Source organism: Aphanothece microscopica RSMan92, assembly GCF_046613545.2.
Classification (GTDB): domain Bacteria; phylum Cyanobacteriota; class Cyanobacteriia; order PCC-6307; family Cyanobiaceae; genus NIES-981.
This window is the reverse complement of the sequence record NZ_JBKKKY020000087.1, coordinates 1-9361: the sequence shown is the minus strand read 5'-3', so window position 1 is coordinate 9361 and position 9361 is coordinate 1. Positions and strand designations below refer to the sequence as shown.

Below are 9361 nucleotides of genomic sequence, written 5' to 3'. Positions count from 1 at the left end.
GCCTGGCTCTCGTTCTTCTGCCCCTCCAGGAGCTTCTCACACGACCCGCCTGGGCCGCCATGGCCCTGATGCTGGTGTGTCCCAGCGCCCCGCTCATCCTGTTCCGGGTGCGCAGCAGCGGTGGCACGGCCGAGCTTGCGGCAAGGCTCCAGATTGCGGCTGCCCTGGCGGCCATCCTCTCCATCCCGCTGATGGCGATCGTGTTCAAGGCCGGTGCGGGCGCGCAGGGTTGGGAGGTGGATGGCTGGGACATCCACCCTGCCGGAGTGGCGCTGCAGGTTCTCAAGGTGCAGGTGTTGCCGGTGCTCGCCGGTGTGCTGCTGGGCCAGTGGCAGCCCGAATGGGCTCAGCGCTGGAGCGGGGTGCTCGGCAAGCTCGCCACCCTGCTGCTGGTCCTGATGCTGGTGGTTCTGCTGGCGCTGAGTGCCCGTCAGCTGGTGCCGTTCCTCCTGCAGAACCGGGTGGGTCTGGCCGCGATGGCCGCACTGAGTGTGCTCAGCCTGGCCGTCGGCTACGGCCTGGCCGGCCGGGATCCCCTGGAGAGGCGCACCGTGGCGCTGGTCACCGGCATGCGCAACACGGGCCTGGCGGCGGATCTTGCCTTGAGCTATGCCCCCAGGACAATCCTGCCCGAACTGATCCCAGGCATCCTCAGCTACGTGCTGATCACCGTGATCGTGTCAACCCTGTTTCTCGGCTGGCAGAAGCGGGAACTCGCCCGCTGAGGCCGACCGTCGGGGAGCACTAGAAGAAGAACTTCACCCCCATTTCGATGCCGTTCTGATAGCTGCGCAGTCCGCTGGGCCGCTCATCCCCGTTGCTGTAGTTGATGCCCAGGTAGCGCCACGACAGGGTGATATCGGTGTTGTTGCCCACGGCATAGCCCAGGCCGAGCTGGGCATTGCCGCTGTAATCCTTGGCGCCGGAGAAGTCGAAGCCGCCGATGTCGGCTCGGGCAAAGGCCCTGAGTTTCGGGGAGAGGAAGTAGGTGGCCTGGACGCCAAGCAGCGGCTGGGCCCAGGTGCGGTCGAAGGAGCGATCCCGCCCCAGGCGCCGATCCCCATCGATTTCGCGGATCTCCGCCCGCACATCGAGGCCCATATCCAGCACCCGCACCCCTGCGTAGGGAATGAAGCTGTACTGGCCTGGCTTGGCGATGGCTGTTTCCGGTGATCCGAAGCGATACCGCAGGGCGAAGTCATAGATCCCCTGGGTGGTGGACACCTCGGCATTGCCGGTGAAGAGGCCGCGTCGCCCCGTGCGGCCGTCCTCCCCGGAGAGCTTCACGTAGCTCAGGTCGGTGAGCAGGCCCCAGCGCCCCTTCTCGACGCTGCCCCGCACGAAGGTGAGCCAGTCGAGAGCGGAGAGGATGTCGCCCAGGTCTGAATCCACCTCGCTCTCGAAGCCGCGGATCGTCACGCTGCCCGTGGCACGCAGGGGGGCGAATCCGTAGATCTCCACCGTTCCACGCCAGTCGTTGCTGGGATCGGCGCTGGCGGCCTGCGGTGCTTCAGCTGGGTCCTCTCCCTGGTCCTCTGCCGGGTCCTCTGCTGGGTCCGGGCCTGCCATGGGCTCAGTCTCCGGCTCGGCTGGTTCGGCTTCAGAGTCCGAAAGGGTCTGCTGTGCGACGGGCAGGGCCTCCTCGGCGTGGACAGCATCGGCGCCGGCGCTCATCCAGGCGAGGGGGAGGCTGATCAGGGCCAGGCTGGCCAGGCGGGACGAGCGCATGAAGAAGAACGTGCTGCCCCCAGGGGGAGAGATAGGGGCAGGCTTCTTATAGACGCCCCCCATGGCCCTCCCTGGCCGTGGGGGGCGGTCGTCAGACCGACCCGAACGCCACCTGGCAGGCGGCATTCAGCAGTTCGGCCTCCGACGCGTTGCTGGGCTGCTGGCCGTCGATCGTGCCGGCCTTGCAGTCGGCGGTGATCTCGTAATCACCATCGTCGGCCTTGGCCAGGAAGGTCACCGCCTCGTTGTTGGAGGGTTGCACCGACCCGTAGTACAGCTCGTAATCGGTGTTCGGCACCACGATCACCTCGGACCTGGTGGTCACGGCGTTGTCCACGGCCGAATTGATGATGGCGGCGGTCGCCAGGGTGGTGACCCCCCAGGCGGCCGCATTGGCTCCCCACCAACCCCAGCTGGGGCTCGACCAGCCGCCGTACCAGCCGTAGTTCCAGGGGCGGGCATACCCCCAGCCGGGCCGGGCCCAGCCGCCCCGGTAGCGGTAGCCGCGGTCGTAGCGCCGCCAGCGGTCATTGGCCCGGTTGTAACCGCGGTTGTAACCGCGGTCATAGCCACGGTTGTAGGCACGGCGGTTGCTGCCGCGGCGATCGAGGTTTCGGTCGACCCTGCGGTTCCGGTTGACGTTGCGGTTCACATTCCGGTTCACATTTCGGTTGGTGTTGCGGTTCACATTGCGGTTCCCATCGCGCCGGCCCGCGGTGTTCTTGCTGGAGCGGTTCATTGAGGGTCTGCCCTTGCTCTTCGACGACTTGCTCCAGCCGCTCCTGGGCTTCTTGGAGCCCCGATTCATGCTCGATCCCGAATGCTTGAAACCTGTTTGCCCCTTCCTGGACGAGGAGTGCCGGCGACTGCCACCACTGCGGTTGCCCCTGGAGCGGCTGCTTCGGGATCGCCCACCTCCTCCCTTGCCGCCGCCTTTGCGCACCAGCAGCTCGTTGCTCTCCTGGCTTGGCGGTGGTGACTCCCACGCCGCCAGGGACGGGGTGGCCGGCATGGCCATCACGGCGGCCAGCAGCAGACCGAAGGCGGAGAGGGGCCGTTTCATCACTTCACCTCCTCACAGGCCGCGTCGAAGCAGCTCAGATCAACGCGTCCATCCGGGCCGAACTTCACGCGCACCAGATCGCGGCCTTCGTACACCTCCGGCTTCTCCTCCACGATGCTGTTGAGGTAGTTGGGATTCACCACGCAGAGATCCCGGCCGTTGAAGCACACCGTGTTGCTCGACAGCAATGCACCGGCTGACGTCAGGGAGATCCAGGTCTTGCTGGCGGGGTCCCACCGACTCATCCGGGTGGGGTCCTCGCTGATGCGGATCAGTTCCACCCGCGTGCCGATCGTGTGGCGGTAGAGGGTCACCCCATCCTCTTCGGATGCCTCCACCGTGCAGGCTTGGGAAGCACCCTCCTGGAGGCTGCACTGGGTGTCGAGGGTGTACAGCACCTCGGCGAGGGCCGGCCCCGGCAGCAGCGTCATGGTCAGCGCCGTCGCCGCCCCTGCCGCCACACCGGCCACCTTCATCGCCGCTGCTGCAGCTGGGGTGAGGGGTACCGGGGATCCAGGCGAAGGAACGTGGTGCTGCATGGCGCGGTGACTCCGGAGCATCGGTGAAGGGCCTTGTTTTCAGCGTGGACACCCGATGTCGAGGTGACACCCCTGGATTGAATGTCGCGACAGAAAACGACAGAAAACGAAAAAAAGACCTGCCGTCGGAGTGACGGCAGGTCGGGATCCTGACTTCAGCTGTGTGCGTTGCTCAGAGGCTGCGCGCGCCGCTCAGACCGAGCCGTAGGCCACCTGACAGGCGGCGTTCAGGAGTTCGGCCTCCGAAGCGCTGTTGGGTGTGCTGCCGTTCAGCGTGCCCTGTTCGCAGTTGGCCTGCATCGTGACCGCGTTGTCCCCCGAGATGGCCTCGAACGACACCGCCTGCGTGCCCACCGGTTCCACGGTGCCGTACAGGAGGCTGTAGTCGCTGTTCGGCACCACGATGTAGGTGGTGTGGTTGGTCACGGCGTTGTCCACCGCCGAGTTGATCACAGCCGCCGTGGCCAGGGTGCTGACCCCCCAGGCGGCAGCGCTGGCACCCCACCAGCCCCAGCTCGGACGGGACCAGCCGCCGTACCAGCCGTAGTTCCAGGGCCTGGAATAGCCCCAGCCCGGGCGTGCCCAGCCGGGATAGCGATCCCAGCGGTCGTTCCAGCGGTCGTTGCGCCGATCCCAGCGGTCATCCCAGCGGTCGCCGCGCCGATCGAAGCGGTCGTCTCGCCGGTCCCGGCGGCTGTCATAACGGTCGTCGCGGCGGCCCTGGCGGTCATCGAAGCGATCGCCCCGGTTGTCGCGCCGATCGCCCCGGTTGGCCGTGCGGTCGTCCCGCCGGTTCTGGACGTTGTCGCGGTTGCGGTTGCCGTCGCGATTGCGGTTGCCGTCGCGCTGGCTGTTGGTGCGGTTGGAGGCCGTGCGGTTCGAACCGCTGCGGTTGCGGTCGCCGCTGCCGGCCGTGCGGGTTCTTGAGCTGGACCCGCTCGCCGATTTGCGGTTGAGCGAGGGGCTGCCGCTGGAGCGGGCGTTCTTCTTGTAGCCGCCGCTGGGTTTCTTGGAGCCTCGGTTGAGGCCGGAGCTGCTGCTCTTGAAGCCACTGCGGCCCTTCGAGGAGCGGCTGCTTCTGTGCCCACCGCCCTTGTGCCCGCCCCCGCCTCTGTGCCCGCCGCCGCCCTTGCGGGCCAGCAGCTCGGGCTCACTGGCCGTGGCTGTGGGGTTGACGGCAGCGTCGAGGGCTGCCGTGGCCGGCAGGCCCGGCAGGGCCAGCACGCCTGCCAGCAACAGGCCGAACACCGTGCGTGATCGCCGCATCACTTCACCTCCTCACAGCCTTCGTCCCAGCAGGTGACCACCACCCGGCCGTCATCGCCGAACTTCACGCCCACCAGGTCGCGGCCGGCCGAGGCGTTGGGGTTCTCTTCCCGCACGCTGTTGAGGAAATTCGGGTTCACGACACAGAGATCGCGGTCGTTGAAGCAGATGGTGTTGGTGGAGAAGCGGGCCCCGGCTGAGGTGAGGTTCTTCCAGGCGCTGCTGCCGGGAGCCATCGCGCTCATGGTGAGAGGAGCTTCGGAAACCCGGATCGTGAAGACCGACTTGCCGATGGTGTGGATGTAGGTGGTGACGGCCTCCTCCTCATCGTCCATCGCCTTCACCATGCAGGGCTGGGGCTGACCGCCCTTGATGGTGCAGGTGGTTTCCAGGGTGTAGAGCTCGGTGGTGGCCGCCCGGACCGGGCTGATCACCAGGGAGGAGGTGAGCGCCGCCAGCGTGCAGGCGGAGGCGGCCAGCAGGAACGGTCGGCCTGGGCGGTTCTGATCACTGGGGTGGGAGAACGTGGTGCGGCTCGGCATATCGAGTCAATCCCTAACGGAAGGCGGGACACCTCCTCAGTGTTGACATCGCGGGGAGCGCTGTCAGCCCACCGATGGGTTTTGGCACGAAGGCTTCCAGAGAGGCGGCACAGGCCCTGCGCCGCTCGCAGCTGATACTCGCTATTGAGAATCGCTTGCAAAAGGGCGGCGGTCTTGTTTAGTTTGCGAGTCATTCGCAATAGGCTCCGCCGCGGCCATGCCCTTCCGCTCCCCTCCCGACGTCGCCTCCAGCGCTGTGCGCCTGCCGCAGGGCCAGTCCGTGCTGCTCGATCCTTCCCGTCGCTTCGGCGGTGGCTGCATCGAAGTGCTCGATGGCGTGGCGCGGGTGTACTGCCCCTGTGAGGAGACCGAGGGCATGACCCTGGCGTTCCTGCAGACGGGGGATCAGCTCATCACTGACCGGCTCTGCAGTGAGGGGGTCTGTGTGGAGGCCCTCACCCCCCTGTGCTTTCGCGCCGACACCGAGCGGCAGCCCGGCGACGGGATGGATCCTGTCAACGAATGGACCTTGCAGCTGCTGCGCATCCGTCACCTCGGCAGTGCCGAACAGCGCCTCCATGCCCTGCTCGGGTTGCTGGTGCGTCGCATGGGGCGGCGCTGCGGCAGCTGGTGCGATCTCCCCTTCCGCCTGACCCATGAGCGCATCGGGGAGCTCATCGGCACCACCCGGGTGACCACCACCCGGTTGATGTCCCGCATCCGCCAGGCCGAGCTGATCGAGGTGCCCTCCGGTGAACCGGGCCTGCGTCTGGCTCCCTCGCTGGTCGAATCAGCACCGCTGGCCAGCGCCGCCTGAGCCTGCGACCGGGGCCCAACCTCCGGCTCCCGACCTCCCTTGCCCTCCTCCCCTTTCCGGCTTTCCCTGCCATGACCCAGCCGATCGGTCCCGCCAACGACACGCCCGAGTTCGCCGAGCGTCGCGGTCCCAGCCAGCCCAAGAAGAAGGGCTGCAAGCAGAACAAGTGCTCCCACTGGAAGGGCGGCAAGTGCCGCTGTGGTCGCGACTAGGAGGGCGTGCTAAGGGCTGTCCCCGTCCTGCCCTGAGCCCGTTTCCAGACTGGGAACGAGGGCCAGCGCGGCGGCCAGTCCCAGGGCCAGGATCAGCAGGGCCGGCACCAGAGCAGCCCCGACCCGCTCATCGCTGGCGTACTGGTACACACGCACCGAGAGCGTGTCGAAATCGAACGGGCGCAGGGAGAAGGTGAGGGGCAGCTCCTTCACTGTGTCGACGAACACCAGCAGCACCCCCACCAGCATCGGGCCCCGCAGCAGGGGCAGGTGAATGCGGCGCAGCACCTGCAGCCAGCTGCAGCCCAGGCCTGTGGCGGCTTCGTCCACGCTCGGGGGAATGCGTTCCAGACCGGCATCCAGCCCTTCCTTGCCCACGGCCAGAAAGCGGTCGCCATAGCCCCACAGCAGCAGCAGCAGCGGGCTCAGCTGCAGCGGTCCGCCGATCAGCATCAGGGCCAGGGCGAGCACCGTGCCCGGCACGGCATAGCCCATGCCGGCGATGAAGGTGAGCCGCTGCAGCAGCGGTTGGGCGATCCAGCGCTTGGCGATGGCCAGCAGCAGGCCGACCGCCATCGTCACGACGCCCGCCACCAGGGCCAGAGCCAGGCTGCGGCCCCCCAGCCACAGCAGTTCGTCGATCGGTTCCTGCTGCAGCTGATCCCAGCTGAGGCAGGCCCACAGCAGGGGAAGGCCGAGGCTGGCCAGCGGCGGGATCAGGGCGAGCAGCTGGGTGAGGGCCGCCCGCCAGCCGCCGAGCTCCCAGGGGGTGAGTCCCTCGCCGCGTCCTCCGGTCAGCCAGCGGCGGCTGCGGCGGCGCATCTGCCGCTCGGCCCCCACCAGCAGGCTCACGATCGCGAGGGCCACCAGGGCCAGGCCCACGGCCCCCTGGGGATCCCCGTCGTTCTGCCAGCGCTGCAGGATCCCGGTGGAGAGTGTCGGCACCCCCAGCAACTCCACGGCCCCCAGCTCGTTCACCACCTCCATGCCGCTCAGGGCGATGCCGGCGCCGATGGCGGGCAGGGCCATCGGCAGGGCAACCCGGCGGAAGCTGCCCCAGGGGCCGATCCCCAGGGAGCGGCAGGCCTCCAGCTGGCGGCGCCCGCTCACCGAAAAGCTCTCGGTGCTGAGCAGGAACACGTAGCTGTAGGTCGCCAGGGTGAGCACCACCACGGCCCAGCCCAGGCCGTGGATGCGCCAGCTCATCCGGCTGCCGAGGTCGATGGCGGTAGCCGCCAGCAGGTAGGCCGGGGTGGCCAGGGGCACCAGTTGGGCGATCCGCAACCAGCGTCGACCGGGAAAGTGGCAGTTGGCGGTCAGCCAGCCGTTCGCTGTGCCCAGCCCCGCCCCCAGCACGCCCACCCCCAGCAGCAGCAGCACGGTGTTGCCCAGCTGTTCGGCGGCGTCGGGGCCCAGATCCAGGCGGCCCAGACCTCCCCCCAGGGCGGCGAACGCCACCAGGGCCAGCACCGGCAGGAGGGCCAGCAGGGAGAGCAGCACCACCCCAGCACGGAGGGCCGAGCGCTGGGGAAGGGCTGCCGGAGGGAAGGCGGTGGCGACGGGGGAGCGGCTCAGCCGTTCGGGTGCATCACAACGACTGAGTATCACGTCCAGCCGATCACTTCCAGCCGTTGGCCTGCATCAGGTCCACGGCGGCCTTGTTCCTGGCCCCCATCTGCTCGGCGGAGACACCGTCCGATCGGAAGGTGCCGAAGCCTTTGAGCACGGCGTTGTTGCCGTAGCCCTGCAGGGGGTACTCATGGTTCGCCTCGGCATAGCCCTTGCCGCCGCTGGGGGACGCCAGGAACGCGAGCAGTTGGCGGGCCGCCTCGGGGTTCCTGGCATGGCGGGTCACACCGGCGCCACTGATGTTGACGTGGGCAGGGTCCGGGAACACCACCACGAGCTGGCTGGCCAGGGCCTTGTCTTCGGCGCCGTTGGTGCCCGAGAGCATGCGGGCCACGTAATAGGTGTTCACCACCCCCACACCGCAATCGCCCTTGGCCACCGCCCGGGCGAGCGGGGTGTCCGAGGTGAAGAACGGCTGGGTGGTGTTGGCCACCATGCCCCGCACCCAGTCCCCGGTGGCGGGCTCACCCCGCTGGATCATCTGATCGGCCACCAGCGACTGGTTGTACACGCTCTTGCTGTTGCGCAGGCAGAGCTTGCCCTTGAGGGCCGGAGAGGCCAGATCGGCGTAGGTGCGGATGCTGGCCGGGTCGGCAACCTTCGGATTCACGACGGCCACCCGGACCCGGCGGGTGAGGCCGAACCAGCGCCCCTGGGAATCGCGCAGGTTGGCCGGCACGTCCCGGTCCAGCGCCTCGGAGCGGGTGGGCTGGTACAGACCCATCCGGTTCGCCTTATCCAGCCGGGCGGCGTCGACCAGCACGAGCAGGTCGGCGGGAGTGTTGGCCCCCTCGCTGTTCACCCGCTCGATCAGGGCATCGTCCTTGCCTTCGAGCAGATTGACCTTGATGCCGGTGCGGCGGGTGAACTCCTTGTAGAGCTCCTTGTCGGTGTTGTAGTGACGACCGGAATAGACGCCGATCTCCTGATTGCCGGCAGGGGCAGCCGCATCGCCGGCCTGCGGGTCGCCCTGGCTGGAGTCACCGGACCCCCTGCAGCCGCTGATGGTGGCCGCCATCGCCGTGGCAGCGCCCAGGAGCATCAAAGACCGAAACAGTTTCATGACCAGGTGGTGCCACGGCACCGTTGACTGGCCAGAAACTAGGGATCACTCGGAAAAGGAAGACGTTCAAACGACGCAGCAGGGAGTAACAATTGCTACGTGCCTTGTGTCACGTGCCCTGGCTGCGGGAACTCTGATCGGCTGGGTGGGTGCTCAGTGGCTTCTCAGTCGGAGCGGCGGACGCGCACGGGGACCAGAGCCGGCTGCATCAGGCCGCCGCCGCCGTTGTCGTCATCCGAATCAGTGGTGAGCCACAGGGCCAGACCGCACAGGGCCAGGACGCCGGCGTAGAGGAGCAAATCGACCATGGCGCCCAGTTGAGTCCGCCAACGCTAGCCGGGTTGGCTGGGGTTGGTGTAGCGACGGTGGCTGGATCAGACGGGATCAGGCCAGGGGAGCGAGGGCGAGCAGCCCACCCGTCAGGGTGAGCAGGACCGACACGGCCAGGACCAGGCGTGGGGTTGCCCGGCGCACGATCGCGAAGCTGGCGCCGGCGACGGCC

11 protein-coding genes are annotated in these 9361 nt (G+C 68.0%); 3 read left to right on the top strand and 8 right to left on the bottom strand.

All coding sequences use genetic code 11. The features are described 5' to 3' along the window. Positions 1-725, top strand: a 725-nt coding sequence (locus tag ACLD7X_RS15180; RefSeq protein WP_411424506.1) for a hypothetical protein, incomplete at its 5' end; no start/stop codon positions are given. 19 nt (positions 726-744) lie between these two features. Here ACLD7X_RS15180 and ACLD7X_RS15175 read toward each other — a convergent pair. From ACLD7X_RS15175 to ACLD7X_RS15155, 5 genes are all read right to left on the bottom strand, one after another. Further along, a complete protein-coding gene (locus ACLD7X_RS15175) occupies positions 745-1728 on the bottom strand; it encodes an RNA-binding protein (RefSeq protein ID WP_412006855.1) in 984 nt (327 codons plus the stop codon). Between the two features lie 91 nt (positions 1729-1819). Beyond that, positions 1820-2791, bottom strand: a complete 972-nt coding sequence (locus tag ACLD7X_RS15170) for a hypothetical protein (protein ID WP_411424504.1) — start codon at positions 2789-2791, stop codon at positions 1820-1822. Then, positions 2791-3267 carry a hypothetical protein gene (locus ACLD7X_RS15165; protein WP_412006856.1) on the bottom strand — a complete coding sequence of 159 codons (477 nt, stop codon included), beginning with the start codon at positions 3265-3267 and terminating at the stop codon, positions 2791-2793. The genes ACLD7X_RS15170 and ACLD7X_RS15165 overlap by 1 nt, the downstream gene beginning before the upstream one ends. 255 nt (positions 3268-3522) lie before the next feature. Beyond that, the gene (locus ACLD7X_RS15160; protein ID WP_411424502.1) at positions 3523-4596 is read right to left on the bottom strand and encodes a hypothetical protein; all 1074 of its coding nucleotides are present in this window, start codon (positions 4594-4596) and stop codon (positions 3523-3525) included. After that, the gene (locus ACLD7X_RS15155) at positions 4596-5138 is read right to left on the bottom strand and encodes a hypothetical protein (protein WP_411424501.1); all 543 of its coding nucleotides are present in this window, start codon (positions 5136-5138) and stop codon (positions 4596-4598) included. The genes ACLD7X_RS15160 and ACLD7X_RS15155 overlap by 1 nt, the downstream gene beginning before the upstream one ends. A 217-nt stretch (positions 5139-5355) precedes the next feature. Here ACLD7X_RS15155 and ACLD7X_RS15150 point away from each other — a divergent pair, with 217 nt between their 5' ends. Both ACLD7X_RS15150 and ACLD7X_RS15145 read left to right on the top strand, forming a co-directional pair. Then, on the top strand, positions 5356-5955 hold the full coding sequence (locus ACLD7X_RS15150) for a Crp/Fnr family transcriptional regulator (RefSeq protein ID WP_411424500.1): 600 nt from the start codon (positions 5356-5358) through the stop codon (positions 5953-5955). 71 nt (positions 5956-6026) lie between these two features. Then, entirely contained in the window at positions 6027-6167 is a 141-nt protein-coding gene (locus ACLD7X_RS15145) for a hypothetical protein (RefSeq protein ID WP_411424499.1), read from the top strand. 9 nt (positions 6168-6176) lie between these two features. Here the strand turns inward: ACLD7X_RS15145 and ACLD7X_RS15140 are convergent, their stop codons facing one another. From ACLD7X_RS15140 to ACLD7X_RS15130, 3 genes are all read right to left on the bottom strand, one after another. After that, the gene (locus tag ACLD7X_RS15140) at positions 6177-7775 is read right to left on the bottom strand and encodes an ABC transporter permease (protein WP_411424498.1); all 1599 of its coding nucleotides are present in this window, start codon (positions 7773-7775) and stop codon (positions 6177-6179) included. Between the two features lie 10 nt (positions 7776-7785). Beyond that, the gene (locus ACLD7X_RS15135; RefSeq protein WP_411424497.1) at positions 7786-8814 is read right to left on the bottom strand and encodes an extracellular solute-binding protein; all 1029 of its coding nucleotides are present in this window, start codon (positions 8812-8814) and stop codon (positions 7786-7788) included. 209 nt (positions 8815-9023) lie between these two features. After that, positions 9024-9167, bottom strand: coding sequence for a hypothetical protein (locus tag ACLD7X_RS15130; protein WP_411424496.1), 144 nt, complete (start codon positions 9165-9167; stop codon positions 9024-9026). Between the last annotated feature and the right edge of the window lie 194 nt (positions 9168-9361).

Excerpts from the sequence above, each read along its gene's own strand:
- ACLD7X_RS15175 (WP_412006855.1), bottom strand. The coding sequence starts at position 1,728 with ATGCGCTCGTCCCGCCTGGCCAGCCTGGCCCTGATCAGCCTCCCCCTC.
- ACLD7X_RS15170 (WP_411424504.1), bottom strand. The coding sequence starts at position 2,791 with ATGAAACGGCCCCTCTCCGCCTTCGGTCTGCTGCTGGCCGCCGTGATG.
- ACLD7X_RS15165 (WP_412006856.1), bottom strand. The coding sequence starts at position 3,267 with ATGAAGGTGGCCGGTGTGGCGGCAGGGGCGGCGACGGCGCTGACCATG.
- ACLD7X_RS15160 (WP_411424502.1), bottom strand. The coding sequence starts at position 4,596 with ATGCGGCGATCACGCACGGTGTTCGGCCTGTTGCTGGCAGGCGTGCTG.
- ACLD7X_RS15155 (WP_411424501.1), bottom strand. The coding sequence starts at position 5,138 with ATGCCGAGCCGCACCACGTTCTCCCACCCCAGTGATCAGAACCGCCCA.
- ACLD7X_RS15150 (WP_411424500.1), top strand. The coding sequence starts at position 5,356 with ATGCCCTTCCGCTCCCCTCCCGACGTCGCCTCCAGCGCTGTGCGCCTG.
- ACLD7X_RS15145 (WP_411424499.1), top strand. The coding sequence starts at position 6,027 with ATGACCCAGCCGATCGGTCCCGCCAACGACACGCCCGAGTTCGCCGAG.
- ACLD7X_RS15135 (WP_411424497.1), bottom strand. The coding sequence starts at position 8,814 with ATGGCGGCCACCATCAGCGGCTGCAGGGGGTCCGGTGACTCCAGCCAG.
- ACLD7X_RS15130 (WP_411424496.1), bottom strand. The coding sequence starts at position 9,167 with ATGGTCGATTTGCTCCTCTACGCCGGCGTCCTGGCCCTGTGCGGTCTG.